The sequence below is a fragment of the Comamonas sp. AG1104 genome (assembly GCF_003350425.1).
Taxonomy (GTDB): Bacteria; Pseudomonadota; Gammaproteobacteria; order Burkholderiales; family Burkholderiaceae_C; genus Comamonas; species Comamonas testosteroni.
In genome coordinates this window covers 201,592-219,930 of sequence record NZ_QQAS01000002.1, presented here as the reverse complement: position 1 = coordinate 219,930, position 18,339 = coordinate 201,592, and the positions used below count along the sequence as shown (strand labels likewise).

Here is an 18,339-nt window from a genome sequence, read left to right as displayed (position 1 = left end):
TGTTTAGTCTTTGGAATACAGCGATGGCTCGCCATCGGGACGCGTCTTGAAGCGCTTGTGCACCCAGTAATACTGCGGAACCATGGTCATGATGGCGGCCTGCAGCTCGCGATTCATGCGGGCGGTGTCGGCCACATGGTCGTCAGTCGGGAAGTTCTCCCAGGCCGGCGTCAGCTCGGCCACATAGCCCTCAGGCGTCATGCGGTTGTAGAGCGCCACCACCTTGGCCTTGCCCAGGCGCGCAAAGCGCGAAAGCGAGGGAATCGTCGCCGTGTTCTGCACTGCAAAAAAGGGCACAAACACCGAATCGTTCTTGCCATAGTCCATATCGGGCAGCAGATACAGCAGCCCGCCCTTGCGCAGGCACTGGATGATGGGTTTGACGCCATCGGCCCGGTTGAGCATCTTCACATTGCCGAAGCGCTGGCGGCCATTCATGAACCAGGCATCCAGGTCCGGATCGGGATTGGTGGCAAAGATGGAGGTGAACTCGCGCTCGGTATTGAGCGGCAGGGCCAGTCCACCGGCATCCATGCTGTAGAAATGCGGCGCGAAGACGATGGTCGGCGTATCGCCCTCCAGCTCATGCGTGGCCCCGACCAGCTTGACACGGCTGCGCACCAGGTCCTCGGAGCCGAACCACAGCCAGCTTCTGTCGAGAAAAGTCTGGCAAAAGACCTCAAAAGACTCTTTCGCCCAGGCTTTGCGCTGCGCCACAGGTACATCGGGAAAGCACAGCTCGAAATTGCGCAGCGCGATGCGTCGGCGCTGGCCCGCCACCACAAACAGCACACGCCCCACAAACTTGCCCAGGCCACGCAGCACGGGCAGCGGCAGCTTGGCCAGCACATGCATGCCGGCAATGGCAATTTTGCTGGCGCTCATGCCTTCTCCCCAGAGAGTTGCTTGTCTTCACGTGGCTGCTTGTAGCGGCCGTAGCCCCACAGATATTGCTGCGGAGACTGGCGAATGGTGGTTTCCATGGCGTGATTGATAAGCGCCACGGTGGCTTCCAGCGCTTGAGATTCGGGCACAGGCAATTCCTCTAGATACAGCGTGTAGCCCCGCCCCCAGGACTTGCGCTCGCACCGGGCCACGATCACCGTGGCCCCGGTCTGCAGCACCAGGCGTGCCGCCAATGTCATCGTATACGCATCGCGACCGAAAAAAGGCGACCAGATGCCCAGACCATTGGGCGGCACCTGATCGGGCAGCAACCCCACGGCCGCGCCCTGACGAAGCGCCTTGATCATCTGACGCACGCCCGCCAGGGTGGTGGGAACGGCCTGAACGCCAGGACGATTGCGCGCGGTTTCCAGAATTTCGGCCAGCCAGCCCTGGCGTGCGGGGCGGTAGAGCACGGTGATTGCGCCATGCCGATCCGACCAGCGCCGCGCTGCGGCCTGCACCGACATCTCGAAGCAACCCAGGTGGGGCGTAAGAAAGACGATACCCTTGCCCTTGGCATATGCCTGTTCGGCGCATTCGCCATTGACGATGTCGCAGTCCGGCAACTGGCCCAGCCAGATGCGCGGCATCTCGAACACCATGCGCCCCGCATGCCCCACCGCTGACCTGACCTGGGCAAATGCATAGCCGGCCTGCGCGGCATTGGCTGTAAATCGGCGCCGATAGGTGGGAGATAGCGCCCAGGTCATCCAACCCATGGCAGCGCCAAGGCCATGCAATAGCCATAAAGGCAGTGCAGCAAACAGTCGAAACAGGGAAGGCATTAGAATAGCGGGGTCGCTGAGTTAAAGAGCAACTTGCAGGGCGACGTAAAAACAAAACTGCTAAAGCGTTCGCCAGACTTCGAAGCTCGGGCAACGCAATTGCCCAAGCTACAAGGAGTTATATCAATGGCGAACAGCGATTTTCTGTTTACCTCGGAATCGGTTTCTGAAGGCCACCCCGACAAGGTTGCCGACCAGATCTCTGACGCGATTCTGGACGCTATTTTCACCCAAGACCCGCACAGCCGCGTGGCTGCCGAGACACTGACCAACACCGGTCTGGTGGTATTGGCTGGTGAAATCACCACCGGTGCGAATGTGGACTACATCCAGGTCGCACGCGACACCATCAAGCGTATCGGCTACGACAATACCGAATACGGCATCGACTACAAGGGTTGCTCGGTACTCGTCGCCTACGACAAGCAAAGCCAGGACATCGCCCAGGGCGTGGACAAGGCAAGCGATGACGAGCTGAATACCGGCGCTGGCGACCAGGGCCTGATGTTCGGCTACGCCTGCGACGAAACGCCCGAGCTGATGCCCGCGCCCATCTATTACGCACACCGCCTGATGGAACGCCAGGCCCAGTTGCGCAAGGATGGCCGTCTGCCTTTCCTGCGCCCAGACGCCAAGAGCCAGGTGACCCTGCGCTATGTGGACGGCAAGCCCCACAGCATCGACACCGTAGTGCTGTCCACCCAGCACAGCCCCGATCAGTCGGAAACGGCAACCAAGATGAAGGCATCGTTCACCGAAGCCATCATCGAAGAGATCATCAAGCCCGTGCTGCCCTCCGAGTGGCTGCAGGACACCAAGTACCTGATCAACCCCACGGGCCGCTTCGTCGTGGGCGGTCCTCAGGGCGACTGCGGCCTGACCGGCCGCAAGATCATTGTGGACACCTACGGCGGCGCCTGCCCCCATGGCGGCGGTGCGTTCTCCGGCAAGGATCCAACCAAGGTGGACCGCTCGGCCGCCTATGCTGCCCGCTATGTGGCCAAGAACGTGGTGGCAGCCGGTCTGGCGCGCCAGTGCCAGGTGCAGGTTGCTTACGCCATCGGCGTCGCCCGCCCCATGAACATCACCGTGTACACCGAAGGCACGGGCGTGATTCCCGATGCGGAAATCGCCAAGCTGGTGGCGGCGCATTTCGACCTGCGCCCCAAGGGCATCATCCAGATGCTGGATCTGCTGCGCCCCATCTACAGCAAGACTGCGGCTTACGGTCACTTCGGCCGCGAAGAGCCCGAGTTCACCTGGGAACGCACCGACAAGGCGGCTTTGCTGCGCGCCGCTGCCGGTCTGAAGTGATTTGCCCCCCCGCAAAAGCGGGTCTGAGGATATGAGGGCTTGAGCCCTCAAACCTCGTCAAGAAGCCACCGCTACACATTGCGGTGGCTTTTTTTGTTGTCGGATCAAGCCGACAAGGATTTCCCCCAAATGAGCACCATGGGTCCGCGCCTGGCGACTTAGTCTCTAGATATCGCTTAAGACAAAGGAGTTCCGATGCTCAAGTGGGCCATTATTTTTGCCATCATTTCCCTGGTGGCCGGTGTTTTCGGCTTCACCGGCGTAGCTGCAGGCGCAGCCGGCATAGCCAAGATCCTGTTCTTCATTTTCATTGCCGTTGCTGTGATCTTCGTGGTTCTTGCCCTGCTGGGCATTGGCGCAGTCAGCTAGTCGACGCAGCCCGGCCCGAAGCACCAGCCCGAATGCCTGCCTTGTGCAGGCATTTTTCATGCAGAGCGGCCTCAAAGCCCCCGGGCAGTCAGCGCCAGCGTCTGGCTGAAGCCGGGCTTGGCGCGGTAAAGCTGAGCGGGCCGGTGCGCCCCGCCACCCTGCATGGCCCCAGGCACGGGCTCCAGCCAGTCCATCTCGTCCATCTTGCGCCTGAAGCTGACCTTGTTCAGCGGCTCGCCCAGAATGTTTTCATAGACCTGCTGCAGCTGCGGCAGTGTGAAGGTTTCGCCGCACAGGTGAACGGGCAAGGAGGAATACAGGCTTTTGCTGCGAACGCGCTCCAGGGCAGCGTCCAGGATGGCACGGTGATCGAACGGCAGCTGCGGCACGGCCGAGAGCGGCACCACGCTGAGGTCGGCGCGATCGGGCGGCAGGTTCTGCACAGGCAGCAGCGCGCAATAGGCGATTGCCACCGACCAGCCGCGCGGATCGCGCGCCGGGCCGCTGAAAGTGGCCAACTGCTCAAGATACGCACCCTCTATGCCCACCTTGGTTCTGAGCACGCGCGCCGCACTGGCCTTGGCGTCCGCATCCTCATCGGTATGAATAAAGCCGCCGGGCAAGGCCCACACCCCGGCAAAAGGCGCAGCCTGACGACGCAGCAGCACAGCATGCAGCTGCTGCTCCACCAGGGTCAGCAACACCACATCCACACTGACCTGCACCGCTTCCCTGTGCTCATCGCTTTGCTTCATTTTTTTACCAACTTCGTTTTTCTTGCCTGATTATTTCACACAGTCCCAAAAATACTTAGTTGCAAAAATATTTTAAGTAATTTAGACTGCAGACATCGCATCTCGCAGGAAAGCTGAACACCATGAGTCATCCACAAACCCAGCTGCTCATCATTGACCCGCAAAACGACTTCTGCGATCTGCCTGCCGACTGGTGCCCCCGCTCGCCAGACACTCATCAGCTGATAGCACCCAGCCTTCCGGTGACGGGCGCTCATGCCGATATGCAGCGCCTGAGCACCTGGATGGCAGCCCAGGCAGACAAGCTGGACCAGATCACCATCACTCTGGACTCGCACCAGGCTTATGACATTGCCCATCCCGCCTTCTGGCAGCAGCGCGACGGCCGTGCCGTCCTGCCATTCACCCCGATCACGGCAGCGCAGGTCCGTGCCGGCGACTATGCGCCGCGCAACGCTGCCGAACGCGAACGCACGCTGCAATACCTGGATCAGCTGGAGGCCCAGGGCAGCTACAGCCTCATGGTCTGGCCGCTGCACTGCGAGATCGGCAGCTGGGGCCATGGCATGCATGCCAGCGTGCTCTCAGCCTGCCGCCAGTGGCAGGAGTTGCAGCACCGTGCCACCCGCCATGTCTTCAAGGGCATGAACCCCTGGACCGAGCACTACAGCGCCATTCGTGCCGAGGTTCCCGACCCGCAGGATGGCGAGACCGGCCTGAACACCGCCTTGCTGGCCCAGTTACGCCAGAGCAGCACCCTGGTGATCGCGGGCGAGGCCAGCAGCCACTGCGTGCGCGCCACCACCGAGCACATCGTGGAGCACTGGGGCGGCAACGACTACTCGCGCATCGTGCTGCTGACGGACTGCATGAGCCCGGTCGCCGGATTCGAGGCCGCGCACTGCGACTTCCTGCAACGCATGCGTGCAACCGGTGTACGCTGCGAAACCAGCGCCAGCTTTGGCTTATGAGACAAATCAGCCTCTAGCACTTATAGATAAAGCGCTAGCAGCTCATATTTTTGAAAAGAAGAACGGCATGAAGCCCATCATCACCAGCCTGCTGGACACCGACCTCTACAAGTTCACCATGTGGCAGGCCATGCTGCACCGCCACCCCCAGACCGAGGCTGAGTACGAATTTGTCTGCCGCACGCCCACGGCCTTCCCGCTGGCCGAGTTGCTGCCCGAGGTGGAACGCGAGCTGGACGCCCTGTGCAGTCTGCGCTTTGACCAGGGCGAGCTGGACTATCTGGCCAGTCTGCGCTTCATGAAGAGCGACTTCATCGATTTTCTGCGCATCTTCCAGTTCCAGCGTGCCTTCATCCGCGCCTGGGCCGAGGGCGACCGGCTCCATATCGTGGCCAAGGGCCCGCAAGTCCATGTGATGGGCTTCGAGATCTATGTGCTGGCCATCGTCAACGAGCTGTATTTCCGCCGCTTCGATGCCGAGGCGGCCCTGGTCGAGGGCCGCAAGCGCCTGCAGGTCAAGCTGGCCCAGCTCAAGCACCTGGCTGTCGAGGCCAAGCTGCACAACCCCTTCGAGCTGTTTGACTTCGGCGTGCGCCGCCGCTTCTCGGGAGCCTGGCAGCGCGAGGTGGTGCAGGCCTTTGCCCAGGAGACCGCGCAGTGGTTCAAGGGCACCTCCAATGTGCTGCTGGCGCGCGACCTGAACCTGGTGCCCATCGGCACCATGGCCCATGAGTATCTGCAGACCTATCAGGCCCTGGGCGTGCGTCTGCGCGACTTCCAGGTCGCCGCCCTCGAGGACTGGGTGCAGGAATACCGGGGCGACCTGGGTATTGCCCTGACCGATACCGTGGGCATGGACGCCTTTCTGGCCGACTTCGACATGTACTTCGCCAAGCTCTTCGACGGCCTGCGCCATGACTCCGGCGATCCATTCGAGTGGGGCGAGAAGGCCATAGCCCACTATGACAAGCTGCGCATTGCGCCGCAGAGCAAGCGTCTGGTGTTCTCGGACGGACTGGATCTGGACACGGCCCTGGCGCTCTACCACCGCTTTGCCGATCGCATCCAGTGCGGCTTCGGCATAGGCACGCGATTGACCAATGACATGGGGCTGACCACGATCAATATCGTGATGAAGCTCACCCATGCCAATGGCCAGCCCGTAGCCAAGATTTCGGACTCGCCCGGCAAGACGCTGTGCAACGACGAGACCTATCTGGCCTATCTGCGCCAGGTCTTCAACATCCCTGAGCCTGCTGCCAAGGCAGCCTGAATCTTCGGAGGCAACCATGCTGAAAGTCACCCTCGCCCAGCTCAACTACATGGTGGGCGACATCAGCGGCAATATCCGCCGCATGAGAGAGGCCGCAACCAGGGCCGCCGCCGAGCAGGCCGATCTGGTGGTGTTTTCGGAACTGTCGCTGTGCGGCTACTACCCTGGCGACCTGCTGGACGAGCCCAGCTTTCTGCAAAGACTGGATGCAGGTCTGCAGGAGCTGCTGCAGGCCACGCGCCAGTTTCCCGATCTGCACTGGGTCGTGGGCGCACCCACGCGCCACGATGGCCCCGGCAAACCGCTGCACAACAGCCTGCTGGTACTCAAGAACGGACAGATTCGCCTGCAGTACGACAAGCAACTGCTGCCCACCTACAACATCTTCGACGAGCGCCGCCACTTCGAGCCCGGAGCCGACACGGCCAAGGTGCTGCGCGTGGGCAACTGCCAGGTGGGCTTTCTGGTCTGCGAGGACGGCTGGAACGACCAGGGCGCCGACTACGCCACCAACCCCTTTGTACGCATGGGCGATGCGGCCCCCGATCTGGTCATCAGCATCAACGCCAGCCCCAGCCACCTGGGCAAGCGCGAGCAGCGCCACGAGGTCTTCACCCAGGCAGCGGCACGCCACAAGCTGGCCATCCTCTACATCAACCAGATCGGCGGCCAGGATCAGATCGTGTTCGACGGCGCCTCGTTTGCCGTGGAGCCCGAGGCGGGGCTGGTGTTTGAAGCCAGGCGCTTCGAGGAAGATGTCTGCACGCTGGAGCTGAATGCGCAGGGCCGGTTTCAGGCCTGCGACGGCCAGACCTTGCCTGCCGTGCCGGCGCAAGGCCTGGCCACCATGGAGTTCTACCGCCAGCAGATCGTGCTGGGCCTGCGCGACTATGCGCGCCGCTGCGGTTTCCAGCAGGTGGTAGTCGGCAGCTCGGGCGGCATCGATTCGGCATTGACGCTGGCCCTGGCCGTCGATGCGCTGGGGGCGGAGAATGTGGTCGGCATCACCATGCCGTCCAGCTATTCCTCGGCGGGCTCGGTCGACGACTCGGTGCTGCTGTGCCGCAATCTGGGCATCAGACTGTACGAGCACCCCATCAAGGAGCTGGTCACCACCTATGCACGCCAGTTCGAGGCCAGCTTTGGCGAACCGCTCAAGGGCCTGGCGCTGGAGAATCTGCAGGCCCGCGCACGCGGCACCACGCTGATGGAGTTCTCCAACGCCTTCGGCCATCTGCTGCTGACCACAGGTAACAAGTCCGAAGTCTCGGTGGGCTACTGCACCCTGTATGGCGACACCAACGGAGGTCTGGGCCTGCTCGGCGATCTGTACAAGACCGAGGTCTTCGAGCTGTCGCGCCATATCAACCAACATGCGGGCCGCGAGCTGATCCCCCAGGCCATCATCGACAAGCCGCCCTCGGCCGAGCTGGCTCCCGGCCAGAAGGACGAGGACAGCCTGCCGCCCTATGCCGTGCTCGACGAGATTCTCAAATGGCATATCGAGGGCCAGCATCTGTCCAGCAAGGAATATGCGCAGGCCGCCGCCTTTGTGACCAGGCTGCGCGCCGAAGCAGGCGGGCCCGAGACCATTGCCCGCGTACAGAAGCTGGTGTTCCGCAGCGAATACAAGCGCCGCCAGGCTCCGCCCATGCTCAGAGTACGCCCACGGGCCTTTGGCACGGGCCGGCAGATGCCGATTGCGGCACACTACGAGTAGCAATGTCCGGCACCTGCTCGATATCTGACGGCAAAGCCCGGCCGCTGCGCTGATGCCGCCAGGGCCTTTGCTGCGCCGACTTCGCTGTGCCAGGACGGATTAGCCATTCAAAAAAAGTGAGCTTATTGTGCTTACCTGGTAAGCGATCAGCTCAGTCTTTATCCAAATTTGCCCTTGCGGGCGCTGATTTCTGTACGGGTTTCGCTCTCATGCCTCAAGCCAGTCCCAACACCTCCAGCAAGCGTGTCATCGCCGCCGCACCCGAGACTCTGCCCACCTCCGTGCCCCTGCATACTGCCGTGCTGATCGGTCGCTTCCAGCCTCTGCACAACGGCCATATGGCCTTGCTGCATGCCGCACTGCAGCGGGCTCGCCAGGTCGTGGTGGTGCTGGGCAGCGCCTGGCAGGCACCCAATCCCAAAAACCCGTTCAGCTGGCCGGAGCGAGCGCAGATGCTGCGCAATGCGCTATCGAAAGAGGATGCTGAGCGCGTACGCTGCGTTCCCGTGCGCGACTATTACAACGAGCCACTGTGGGTGCATGCCGTGCGCGAAGCCGTGCAAGCGCATGTGCCCGAAGGCGCGAGCGTGGCCCTGGTCGGGCATTTCAAGGACTCAAGCAGCAGCTATCTGGCCCGCTTTCCTGGCTGGGAGCTGATCAGCCTGCCGCGCCTGGGTCAGTTCGACGCCACTCCGCTGCGCGAAATCTTCTTTGGCGAAGGCGGCGCCTCGCCTGAAGCCAGGGATGCCGCCCTGGCCAGGCTTTCCTCCCAGATGCCCGAGAGCACACTGGACTTTTTGCGCCGCTGGACGCAGACCCCGCTGTATCTGCGCCTGCAAAAGGAATGGCATATGCTGCAGGACTACAAGCGGGCCTGGGCCAAGGCGCCCTATGCCCCGGTGTTCGTCACAGTAGATGCGCTGCTGCGCTGCCGTGCCAAGGGCCAGGACCAGGTACTGCTGATCCAGCGCGGCCATGCGCCGGGTCAGGGCCTCTGGGCGCTACCCGGCGGCTTTCTCGAGCAGCGTGACAGCCTCTGGCAATCCTGCATGCGCGAGCTGCGTGAAGAGACCTGCTCCTCCATCAGCGAGGCCGATCTGCTGGCGGCCCTGCAGGCCGTGCAGGTCTTCGATCACCCGGACCGCAGCCTGCGTGGGCGTACCATCACCCATGTGCACTATCTGGATCTGGGCGTGCAGCCCAGCCTGCCTCCGGTACAGGGCGCGGACGACGCCGCCCTTGCCCGCTGGGTGCCGATTGCCGATCTGCCCCGCATGGAGGCCGAGTTCTTCGAGGATCATTTCCAAATCCTGTGCCAGTTCCTGCCCGTGACTCTGGCTCAGAGCGAGCCCGAGCTCCAGGTCGCCTGATACAACAAAACCATAGCTCCAGGCGCTTGACCATCAGGCGCTGGAGCTACTTTTTCCTGCAATTCCATGAGCCAGCTCCATATTCGCCCCGCCACCGAGCAAGACATCGACCTGATCCTGCACTTTGTGCGTGAACTCGCCATCTATGAAAAGGCCGAGCATGAGGTCAAGGCCACGCCCGACCATGTGCGTCGCACGCTGTTCTGTGCCAACCCCGCCGTTTTCGGCCTGATCTGCGAGATCGAGGGCAAGGCCGTGGGCTTTGCCGTGTACTTTTTCAACTATTCCACCTGGCAGGGCCAGCATGGCCTGTATCTGGAAGACCTGTACATCACGCCTGACGCACGCGGCCACGGCGCCGGCAAGACCCTGCTCCAGCATCTGGCCCGGATTGCACTGGAAAAGGACTGCGGCCGCTTTGAATGGAGCTGCCTGGACTGGAACACCCCCTCCATCAAGTTCTATGACAGCCTGGGAGCCCTGCCGCAGACCGAGTGGATCCGCTATCGCATGACCGGCACCGCCTTGCAGGCCATGGCCGCCGGCGACAAATAGGCCTGAGCTGCAGGCCGGATCATCCAGAGTGATGTGTGCAGCCCTTCGAAGTGATGTGCACCCCTTTGCAGATTGAGTGTACGCAACATCAACAATGCGGCGCATTCGCGCTTGCGCCAAAATGAATGGTTTTGCAAAACAATAACAAAGGCGGCAATCAGTGCTGACCTTTCACACTATCTCTGGAATCCAGAATGCCAAGCTATCAAGAACTCATCGCTCAGAAAAATGCGCTGGACAAGCGCATCGAAGAAGCGCGCAGCACCGAAGCCAAGGAAGCCCTGGCCACCGTCAAGCAACTGATCGCCACATTCGGCTTTACCTCTCAGCAGGTCTTCCCCTGGAGGCCTGAAGAAAAGAAAAAGGTCGAGGCCAGGTACTACGACCCCGAAAGCGGCGCGACCTGGACCGGCCGTGGCAAGCCTCCGAAGTGGATCGAGAGCAAGGACCGCAGCCAGTACGAGATCAAGACCACGCCCAGCGTGGACTTCAGCGCGCCGCGCGACGAAAAAAACCCCTTCCCGGTTCAATAAGCTACCGGGCCGCTCAGCCGCCAGCGCCCTGCTCCGCCGGCTGAGGTGTCTTGAGCATGCACACCAGGGCCGCCACGTTCAGGCACTGGATGAGCAGATCGCCGTCATTGGCCCGGATCAAGCGGTCCACCAGTTGATCCGCCGCACCCGCCATTGCAGGAGCCAGTCGCAACTGCCCGCTCTCGAATCGCACCACTCCTTCGAGATCGCTGACCAGCACGCCCAGCTTGAGCCCCTGGTGCTCCAGCACTATCACCTGGCTTTGCGCCGTCCTGGTCACGGGCTTGCCAAAAAGCAGCGCCCCCAGATCGAAGACCCAGACATAGCCGGCCACAGCCCCCTGGCTGCGCCGCGCCAACGTGCCCACGCAATGCGGCAAGCGTCCGGCCGAAACAGGAGCGATGGCCGAGGCACTCTGGGCCTCGAGCACGCAGGCCGCGTCCACGGCGAGCACGCTGCGCCCCACAAAAAAGGTCGCCATCTCCATGCCGGCTGCACTGTCCTGGCTGGCCGCCGCCAGGCTTTGCACCCTGGTGTTGCGGCGCGAGACTGCCGCCAGCGCATCGTCCTGCACGGCGCCAAACGCCTGCACGGACAAGGCCAGTACCTCTTCGCGATAGCCATCACTGCGCTTGAACTCCCTGTAACCGCTGCCCGCCGTGATCGCCACCACGCAATACTGGCCCTGATACACCATGGCGCGAGCCATGCTCTGGCCTGATGCCAGGGCCAGCATCTGTGGCGGCAGATCCAGCCGCATGCCCGGCTGCAGCTGCACATCCGAGGAAGACATGACCAGGCCCGAGCGGTTCAGGTAGGCCACCCGCCTGCCGCCTGCACCTGCTGCCTGAACGCCGGTCACGCCCTCGAGCATGGCCTTGAATTCACGCTGTGCATGGAACACCAGGCCGATCCCGCCCAGCACCACGCCATCGGCGTTGCGTATGGCCGCGTGATAGACATAGGTCGGGCCGTCACCCTCGTGCTGCACACAGGGCCGCCATGGCGACACGTGATAGGCCTGGGACCCTTCCAGTGCCAGGACCTCGTGCAGGCTGTCAGCCTCTATATGGCTGCCCTGCAGTTCCCGGCCCTCTGCCTGCCCTCTCTGGCTGACGGCCACGACTTTGCCGCGGGCGTCATAGACCATGATTTGCTGGTAGACCGTATAGAGGTCGTGAATGCTGGTGAGCAACTCACACGCCTCACTCACTCGATCCCCAGCCCTTTCCCCCAGGGCCAGGGCCTCCAGCAATTCAGACAGCTGCGGCGTCAGTGCCCACCAGCGGCAGTCATTGGCGCGTTCGTAGAGATTGCGATCGAGCAGATCCACCAGCAGACTGGTCAACAGGCTGTTGTCCCGCAGTGCGGTATTGAGCACCGTGCCATAGAGCGCATCAATGGATTGAGAGAACACCTCGTTGGTCCGCGCCCCCGTCTCGCCAATCTGCTCCAGCACGGCTTGCAGCCGCGTGTTGTCCATCTGCTTGCCTGCCGTCATCACCCGCCCGTTCCAGACCACACGGCGTATGGTGTCCGCCGCGCTGTGGATCGCGTGCAGGGGCGGGCAGAAACGGTGCGCGTGCGCCAGCAGGCCCTGGGTCACCGCAGCATCCAGCCCATCCAGGCCTGCCTGCGACTGGAGGCCAAAGGCCAGCTCCAGTGGCGTCATGATCTGCGCCCGCCAGCCTTGGGGGCCCATATAGCCCTGATAGCCTGCCGATGCCGCAGACTGCACCAGATAGGTGCGTCCTCCATGCACATACAGCGCGCTCGCACCATCACGGTGAGGCCGCACATTCGCACCCACACCAATCCAGTGCAGATCGCTGCTGGCCAGCACCTGACCCCGCTCATCAAGCAGCAGGGCGATGCTGGTCTGCGCCTCAGGTACGCCACTGCCGTCAGCCTGGTCTCGTCCGCTCCAGATGCCTTGCATCTCGCCATCAAAGTCAAAGCACAGGCACAGCACGCCCATGGCTTGCCGGTTGATAGGGTGCAGCATGCGATGCGCATAGATCAAGCCACTGTCGTGGCCCGGCAGCAGGTCGGTGGCACCGAAGCTCTGCACAAAGCCCTGGCTTTGCAGAGCGCGGGCAATCAACGCATCCCGGCATGGCTGATCTGCGGCCTGACTCCCCTCGCGAGCACTCGCTCGCACCTGGCCTTCGGCATCCAGCAGCAAAATGTCCGCGTAGACCGTGTACTTGCTGCGGTAGGCACGCAGACGCTGGGTGATGGCCGCCTCGTCGCCATCCGCTGCGGCCATGAACTGGCACAGCATGGCGTCGGTCGCCAGAAACCCCACGTCGGCCGTGCGCTCGTAGAGATTGCGCACCAGGGTATCGATCAGATGCTGTGCCTGACTGGCCAGCCCCACCGTCACTCCCGTCACGGCCTGCATCACCATGGACTGCACCAGGTCCTGCTCCAGCCGCTCGAAGCCGCCACGCGTGGCGGCCATCATGGGCAGCAAGGCCTGCGCTTCCTGAGGGCAATTCATCTTGGCGGAGGACTCTATGAGCCGCCACATCAGATTCAGCTCCCTGAGCGAACTCTCGCAGCGCCCGACCTGGCGCATATGAGGAATGAAGACTTCTGTCTGCAGCAGATCCTGGGCGCGCTGCGCCGGGGCAGTCATGGTTTCTAGAGGCATGTTCTGCCAGAGCAAAAGCCAGGCCTATTTGTAAAAACACGTTACACATGACTAAGAACAAACCCTGTTTCCTCACAGATTTGTCCTGCGAACGGCCGGGGAGAGGTCTTGAAAGCTCAGGAAATTGCCTTATTATTAGCACTCAATGGGGTTGAGTGCTAACAGCTTGACCCTAGATATTCCGAATGTCGGCCAGGATGGCTGGCAAGTCTTGTTTCAACTTTGTTGATGTATTTAGGAGTTGGTATGAACCTGCGTCCCCTGCACGATCGCGTGATCGTCAAGCGCCTCGAAAACGAAACCAAGACAGCCTCGGGCATCGTGCTCCCTGATGCTGCCACCGAGAAGCCTGACCAGGGCGAAGTGCTGGCTGTGGGTCCCGGCAAGCGCAATGACAAGGGCGAACTGATCGCCCTGAACGTGAAGGTCGGCGACCGCGTTCTGTTCGGCAAGTACTCTGGCCAGACCGTGAAGATCCACGGCGACGAGCTGCTGGTCATGAAGGAAGACGACCTGTTCGCAGTCGTCGAGAAGTAATCCTTCCCGAACACATCCCCCTCTTCATGGCTGTCGGCGACTGATTGACAAGCGCTGGCAGCCCAATTGAACCCCATTCTTTAGGAGCCAAAAATGGCAGCAAAAGACGTAGTTTTCGGTGGTGAAGCCCGTGCACGCATGGTTGAAGGCGTGAACATCCTGGCTAACGCAGTCAAGGTTACCCTGGGCCCCAAGGGTCGCAACGTGGTGCTGGAGCGCTCTTTCGGCGCCCCTACCGTGACCAAGGACGGTGTGTCCGTGGCCAAGGAAATCGAACTCAAGGACAAGCTGCAGAACATGGGCGCACAGCTCGTGAAGGAAGTGGCCTCCAAGACCAACGATATCGCTGGTGACGGCACGACCACCGCTACCGTGCTGGCCCAAGCCATTGTGCGCGAAGGCTCCAAGTACGTGGCCGCCGGCCTGAACCCCATGGACCTGAAGCGCGGCATCGACAAGGCTGTCGCCGCCCTGGTGGAAGAGCTGAAGAAGCAATCCAAGGCCACCACCACTTCCAAGGAAATCGCTCAAGTTGGCTCCATCTCCGCCAACTCCGACGAATCCATCGGCCAGATCATCGCTGACGCGATGGACAAGGTCGGCAAGGAAGGCGTGATCACGGTTGAAGAAGGCAAGTCGCTGGATAACGAACTCGACGTCGTCGAAGGCATGCAGTTCGACCGCGGTTACCTGTCGCCCTACTTCATCAACAATCCCGAAAAGCAAGCCGCTGTTCTGGACAACCCCTTCGTTCTGCTGTTCGACAAGAAGATCAGCAACATCCGCGACCTGCTGCCCACACTGGAAGCTGTGGCCAAGGCCGGCCGCCCCCTGCTGATCATTGCCGAAGACGTCGAAGGCGAAGCCCTGGCGACTCTGGTGGTCAACACCATCCGCGGCATCCTGAAGGTTGTGGCTGTGAAGGCACCTGGTTTCGGCGACCGCCGCAAGGCCATGCTGGAAGACATCGCCATCCTGACCGGCGGCAAGGTCATCGCTGAAGAAGTGGGCCTGTCGCTGGACAAGGTGACCCTGGAAGACCTGGGCCAGGCCCAACGCGTCGAAATCGGCAAGGAAAACACCACCATCATCGACGGTGCTGGCCAAGCTGCTGAGATCGAAGCCCGCGTCAAGCAAATCCGCGCCCAGATCGAAGAAGCCACTTCCGACTATGACCGTGAAAAGCTGCAAGAGCGCGTGGCCAAGCTGGCCGGCGGTGTTGCCGTGATCAAGGTTGGCGCTGCCACCGAAGTCGAAATGAAGGAAAAGAAGGCCCGCGTGGAAGACGCCCTGCACGCTACCCGCGCTGCAGTGGAAGAAGGCATCGTGGCCGGCGGTGGCGTGGCCCTGCTGCGCGCCAAGCAAGCCGTTGGCGCCCTGGCTACCGGCAATGCCGAACAAGACGCCGGCATCAAGCTGGTTCTGAAGGCCATCGAAGCCCCTCTGCGCGAAATCGTGGCCAACGCCGGTGGCGAGCCCTCGGTGGTCGTGAACGCCGTGCTGAACGGTTCCGGCAACTACGGCTTCAACGCTGCCAACGACACCTACGGCGACATGCTGGAAATGGGCATTCTGGACCCCACCAAGGTGACTCGCACTGCTCTGCAGAACGCCGCTTCCGTGGCTTCCCTGCTGCTGACCACCGAGTGCATGATCGCCGAAGCCCCCAAGGCTGACGCAGCTCCTGCCATGCCCGACATGGGCGGCATGGGCGGCATGGGTGGCATGGGCATGTAATTGCTCTGCTGCTGACCGGGTGGTTTGCTCCACCTGGTTTGCTCACAACAAAAAGGCCGCATCTGCGGCCTTTTTTTACATCCACTTGATATGCACGCGCGCTTCCGCCAATAAAAAGCCAGCCAATATATTTGGCTGGCTTTGCGTTCAGATGAGTTGATGACAATTAGAAGCGGTGGCGCAGACCAACAGTGATACCGGTACGTTTAGTAGCCTGATTGGTCCCATCCAGAACGACACCTGCTCCTCCCTTGGTTTTCGTGTAATCAACAGCAAAATAAGCATCGGTTCGCTTGGAGAATGCATAGTCCGCTACGGCAATGATGAAATCGGCCTTACCGTTATACATGCCGCCATTGGAGCCACTTTGCTTGGCATGATAGTAATGCACCCCTGCATTCAATTGAGGGGTGACTTGATAACCGAAGCCAACCTTGATCATTTCTCGCTTATTTGCCGCATTCAAAGGTGAAGTTCCCGCAACAAATCCACCATTGGAACTACCCGTCCAGAAGTTATTAAGCACAGCAATATCAGTTGCTTGGTATGCGATAGGCGCACCGCTATTGTCCTTGCGCTTATTCTGGGCATAGCCCGTCATCAGGTACAAGTTACCCATTCTGTAAGAGCCCCCTAAAGTCCATGCATCGACCTTGGTTCCGCCTGGCAACGTTGTGCTCAAATAACCGAGGCCAGCAGATATTCCGTTTTGTGAATAACGCAAATAGCCGCCCGCAGTCTTTAGGCCTGTACTAAGACCTGGTGCAAAGACACCTTTTTTAGCAAAGGTATCTCCCTCATCAAAAGAATATTGAATACTGCCACGAACAGGCCCGAACTCTGCCGTGTACTTCAGCATATTATTCGCACGCGCCCCCATTGCCATACCAATTTCGGGCTTGTATGCATCCATATATGGAGAATATGGAAATGACGCATATGTTGACGTCACCAAGTCAAACAACATGTTGTATTGACGACCCAAGGTCAACTGCCCAAAGCTACTGCTGCGCAGACCAACCCATGATTGAGCAAAATATGGTTGAGCCGTGCTTGAAGAACCGGAGTCCGTCCAAAAGCGATTTTCCAAATTGGCAATCGCAGTCAAACCTCCACCCAGATCCTCCCTGACATTGATACCCCAGCGGCTCTCCGACATGCCGCCACCAATCATTTTTGTCAGACCGCTTTTATTCGGCCCCTCATTAGTCGTATGACGAATCGCTGCATCCACAATGCCATACAGTTGCACGCTGCTTTGTGCATATGCCATGGACCCTAAGCCGCCCAGAATCGCTACAGCTATAGTTTTTTTCACAAACGAAGTTGTCATTGTGTTGCCTCTCTCTTAGTTCAATTCGCAAACAGTTGGTGGAAAATTCATTCTAGAAATGCTTTCCTCAACCGCGCGCGCATTGGCACAAGCGCAACACAGGCCTTTCCCTTTGGGGACAAACCTCTCAGCAAACACCCTTTCAGGTTTAACCCCAGAAATAAAAAAAGGCCTGTCTTTCGACAGGCCTTTTGGCTTTTAAGCAGTTACTGGCTTATGCCAGCAATTGATTAGAAAGCGTGGCGGATACCAACTTGCACGCCAGTCTGGTTGCGGGCAGCACCGCTGTCCTTCAGACCGATTTGGTTGCTAACGCCCTTGGCGTTCAGAGCCATGAAAGAGCCGTCCTTGTTCTTCAGGTAAGCCACGGTACCGTACAGAGCAGTGCGCTTGGACAGGTTGTGGACATAGCCCAGGGACAGTTGGTGAGCCTTGGTGTCATCAGCCTTTTGATCGTACATAGCGTACTGCAGCTTCACTTCGCCAACGCCACCCACAGGAGCGGACACGCCCAACAGGTAGTTGTTGAACTTAGCGCTGGAACCTTGCTCAGGCTTGTACTTGATCTGCTGAACGTTACCCACAACCTTGGCCACGCCAAAGTTGTAAGAAGCGCCGATGGACATTTCGTCACGATCACCAGCTTGACCGTAGCTCAAAGTACCGTAGGCAGCAGTCACGCTCAGAGGACCGTTGTCATAGCCAACGTTACCACCGACGTAACGGCCAACTTTTCCGCCCAGAGTGATCTGGTCAGGAGTACCTGCGTAGATGGTTGCACCCTTCTTTTCATCAAACGCATAGCTGATGTTGGCGGTGAAACCGCTGAAGTTAGGCGAAGAGTAGGACAGCATGTTGTCCTTACGGATCGTGTTGCCGTCAGCAATACCAGTGCCAGCCCAGTCAGCATAGCCCATGTTCTGACCGATACCGGTAGCACCGAACAGGTCATACTTCAGACCAGCGCGGAAAGTGGGAGTTGTTTCACGACCCAGGCGAACTTCACCGAAGTTGCCAGACAGACGCACGGTAGATTCACGACGGAAATTAAAACCACCCAGAGCAGCATTGCCGTCGTCAGTACCCAGTTCGCCTTCCAGCCAGAAGCCAGCCTTCAGACCGCCACCCAGGTCTTCAGTACCGCGCAGGCCCAGACGGCTTGTAGCGTTGCCGCTGCTGTGCACGCCGTACTTGGCGTTGTTGCCGACAGCGTTGTCGACGTAAGACACGCCAGTATCAACGATACCAAACAGGGTCACGGAAGATTGAGCCATTGCGGCGCCGGAAGCGGCCAGCACTGCCAGGGCGATCAGAGATTTTTTCATTACGAGTTACTCCAAGGTTTAGAAGGGCGCCGGTTCTATGGGAGAGAGACTTGAGCCTCGAGCTCCACCGGTTTCCCGCGCCAACCTCCTGGTGGGGAAGTTGGGTCTATTGCACCAGACCCCCGAGCCCAGCGCAAAGGAATTCACCCAAAACTGCT

General features: G+C 60.4%; 16 protein-coding genes. 10 read left to right on the top strand and 6 right to left on the bottom strand.

Annotated elements, in window-relative coordinates:
* Positions 1 to 3 precede the first annotated feature (3 nt).
* Together DFO48_RS05600 and DFO48_RS05595 are read right to left on the bottom strand one after the other, a co-directional pair.
* Positions 4 to 885, bottom strand: a complete 882-nt coding sequence (locus DFO48_RS05600; RefSeq protein WP_003058749.1) for a lysophospholipid acyltransferase family protein — start codon at positions 883 to 885, stop codon at positions 4 to 6.
* A complete protein-coding gene (locus tag DFO48_RS05595) occupies positions 882 to 1,733 on the bottom strand; it encodes a lysophospholipid acyltransferase family protein (protein WP_114862813.1) in 852 nt (283 codons plus the stop codon). Before DFO48_RS05595 ends, DFO48_RS05600 begins: the two co-directional genes overlap by 4 nt.
* A gap of 126 nt (positions 1,734 to 1,859) precedes the next feature.
* Between DFO48_RS05595 and metK the strand changes: the two genes are divergently transcribed.
* Positions 1,860 to 3,047: a methionine adenosyltransferase gene (metK, locus tag DFO48_RS05590; RefSeq protein ID WP_003058753.1), complete on the top strand. Its 1,188-nt coding sequence runs from the start codon at positions 1,860 to 1,862 to the stop codon at positions 3,045 to 3,047.
* 195 nt (positions 3,048 to 3,242) lie between these two features.
* Positions 3,243 to 3,416 carry a DUF1328 domain-containing protein gene (locus tag DFO48_RS05585; RefSeq protein ID WP_003058756.1) on the top strand — a complete coding sequence of 58 codons (174 nt, stop codon included), beginning with the start codon at positions 3,243 to 3,245 and terminating at the stop codon, positions 3,414 to 3,416.
* 71 nt (positions 3,417 to 3,487) lie between these two features.
* Here the strand turns inward: DFO48_RS05585 and DFO48_RS05580 are convergent, their stop codons facing one another.
* Positions 3,488 to 4,171 carry an NUDIX domain-containing protein gene (locus tag DFO48_RS05580; RefSeq protein WP_114862812.1) on the bottom strand — a complete coding sequence of 228 codons (684 nt, stop codon included), beginning with the start codon at positions 4,169 to 4,171 and terminating at the stop codon, positions 3,488 to 3,490.
* Between the two features lie 122 nt (positions 4,172 to 4,293).
* On the opposite strand from DFO48_RS05580, the gene DFO48_RS05575 reads away from it, so the two are divergent.
* From DFO48_RS05575 to DFO48_RS05550, 6 genes are all read left to right on the top strand, one after another.
* Entirely contained in the window at positions 4,294 to 5,142 is an 849-nt protein-coding gene (locus DFO48_RS05575) for a cysteine hydrolase (protein ID WP_114862811.1), read from the top strand.
* A 67-nt stretch (positions 5,143 to 5,209) separates the two neighbouring features.
* Positions 5,210 to 6,415: a nicotinate phosphoribosyltransferase gene (gene pncB / locus DFO48_RS05570; protein ID WP_003058765.1), complete on the top strand. Its 1,206-nt coding sequence runs from the start codon at positions 5,210 to 5,212 to the stop codon at positions 6,413 to 6,415.
* Positions 6,416 to 6,431: 16 nt separating this feature from the next.
* On the top strand, positions 6,432 to 8,135 hold the full coding sequence (locus tag DFO48_RS05565; protein WP_114862810.1) for an NAD+ synthase: 1,704 nt from the start codon (positions 6,432 to 6,434) through the stop codon (positions 8,133 to 8,135).
* Between the two features lie 209 nt (positions 8,136 to 8,344).
* Positions 8,345 to 9,505 carry a bifunctional nicotinamide-nucleotide adenylyltransferase/Nudix hydroxylase gene (locus tag DFO48_RS05560; protein WP_114862809.1) on the top strand — a complete coding sequence of 387 codons (1,161 nt, stop codon included), beginning with the start codon at positions 8,345 to 8,347 and terminating at the stop codon, positions 9,503 to 9,505.
* Between the two features lie 66 nt (positions 9,506 to 9,571).
* Positions 9,572 to 10,060, top strand: a complete 489-nt coding sequence (locus DFO48_RS05555; protein ID WP_003058773.1) for a GNAT family N-acetyltransferase — start codon at positions 9,572 to 9,574, stop codon at positions 10,058 to 10,060.
* Positions 10,061 to 10,254: 194 nt separating this feature from the next.
* Positions 10,255 to 10,593: an H-NS family nucleoid-associated regulatory protein gene (locus tag DFO48_RS05550; protein WP_114862808.1), complete on the top strand. Its 339-nt coding sequence runs from the start codon at positions 10,255 to 10,257 to the stop codon at positions 10,591 to 10,593.
* A 13-nt stretch (positions 10,594 to 10,606) separates the two neighbouring features.
* Here the strand turns inward: DFO48_RS05550 and DFO48_RS05545 are convergent, their stop codons facing one another.
* Positions 10,607 to 13,249, bottom strand: coding sequence for a chemotaxis protein CheW (locus DFO48_RS05545; protein WP_233506336.1), 2,643 nt, complete (start codon positions 13,247 to 13,249; stop codon positions 10,607 to 10,609).
* A gap of 246 nt (positions 13,250 to 13,495) precedes the next feature.
* Here DFO48_RS05545 and groES point away from each other — a divergent pair, with 246 nt between their 5' ends.
* Together groES and groL are read left to right on the top strand one after the other, a co-directional pair.
* Positions 13,496 to 13,786, top strand: a complete 291-nt coding sequence (gene groES / locus DFO48_RS05540; RefSeq protein ID WP_003058782.1) for a co-chaperone GroES — start codon at positions 13,496 to 13,498, stop codon at positions 13,784 to 13,786.
* A gap of 93 nt (positions 13,787 to 13,879) precedes the next feature.
* Entirely contained in the window at positions 13,880 to 15,523 is a 1,644-nt protein-coding gene (gene groL / locus DFO48_RS05535) for a chaperonin GroEL (protein ID WP_003074184.1), read from the top strand.
* Positions 15,524 to 15,689: 166 nt separating this feature from the next.
* Here the strand turns inward: groL and DFO48_RS05530 are convergent, their stop codons facing one another.
* On the bottom strand, positions 15,690 to 16,856 hold the full coding sequence (locus tag DFO48_RS05530) for a porin (RefSeq protein WP_114862806.1): 1,167 nt from the start codon (positions 16,854 to 16,856) through the stop codon (positions 15,690 to 15,692).
* Between the two features lie 230 nt (positions 16,857 to 17,086).
* Positions 17,087 to 18,181 carry a porin gene (locus tag DFO48_RS05525; protein WP_114862805.1) on the bottom strand — a complete coding sequence of 365 codons (1,095 nt, stop codon included), beginning with the start codon at positions 18,179 to 18,181 and terminating at the stop codon, positions 17,087 to 17,089.
* Positions 18,182 to 18,339 lie beyond the last annotated feature (158 nt).

Bases quoted from the DNA above. Each gene is read 5' to 3' on its own strand.
- DFO48_RS05550 (WP_114862808.1), top strand. From the start codon at position 10,255: ATGCCAAGCTATCAAGAACTCATCGCTCAGAAAAATGCGCTGGACAAG.
- DFO48_RS05585 (WP_003058756.1), top strand. From the start codon at position 3,243: ATGCTCAAGTGGGCCATTATTTTTGCCATCATTTCCCTGGTGGCCGGT.
- DFO48_RS05575 (WP_114862811.1), top strand. From the start codon at position 4,294: ATGAGTCATCCACAAACCCAGCTGCTCATCATTGACCCGCAAAACGAC.
- DFO48_RS05555 (WP_003058773.1), top strand. From the start codon at position 9,572: ATGAGCCAGCTCCATATTCGCCCCGCCACCGAGCAAGACATCGACCTG.
- groL (WP_003074184.1), top strand. From the start codon at position 13,880: ATGGCAGCAAAAGACGTAGTTTTCGGTGGTGAAGCCCGTGCACGCATG.
- pncB (WP_003058765.1), top strand. From the start codon at position 5,210: ATGAAGCCCATCATCACCAGCCTGCTGGACACCGACCTCTACAAGTTC.
- DFO48_RS05525 (WP_114862805.1), bottom strand. From the start codon at position 18,181: ATGAAAAAATCTCTGATCGCCCTGGCAGTGCTGGCCGCTTCCGGCGCC.
- DFO48_RS05595 (WP_114862813.1), bottom strand. From the start codon at position 1,733: ATGCCTTCCCTGTTTCGACTGTTTGCTGCACTGCCTTTATGGCTATTG.
- DFO48_RS05600 (WP_003058749.1), bottom strand. From the start codon at position 885: ATGAGCGCCAGCAAAATTGCCATTGCCGGCATGCATGTGCTGGCCAAG.
- DFO48_RS05530 (WP_114862806.1), bottom strand. From the start codon at position 16,856: ATGACAACTTCGTTTGTGAAAAAAACTATAGCTGTAGCGATTCTGGGC.
- DFO48_RS05580 (WP_114862812.1), bottom strand. From the start codon at position 4,171: ATGAAGCAAAGCGATGAGCACAGGGAAGCGGTGCAGGTCAGTGTGGAT.
- groES (WP_003058782.1), top strand. From the start codon at position 13,496: ATGAACCTGCGTCCCCTGCACGATCGCGTGATCGTCAAGCGCCTCGAA.
- DFO48_RS05560 (WP_114862809.1), top strand. From the start codon at position 8,345: ATGCCTCAAGCCAGTCCCAACACCTCCAGCAAGCGTGTCATCGCCGCC.
- metK (WP_003058753.1), top strand. From the start codon at position 1,860: ATGGCGAACAGCGATTTTCTGTTTACCTCGGAATCGGTTTCTGAAGGC.
- DFO48_RS05565 (WP_114862810.1), top strand. From the start codon at position 6,432: ATGCTGAAAGTCACCCTCGCCCAGCTCAACTACATGGTGGGCGACATC.
- DFO48_RS05545 (WP_233506336.1), bottom strand. From the start codon at position 13,249: ATGCCTCTAGAAACCATGACTGCCCCGGCGCAGCGCGCCCAGGATCTG.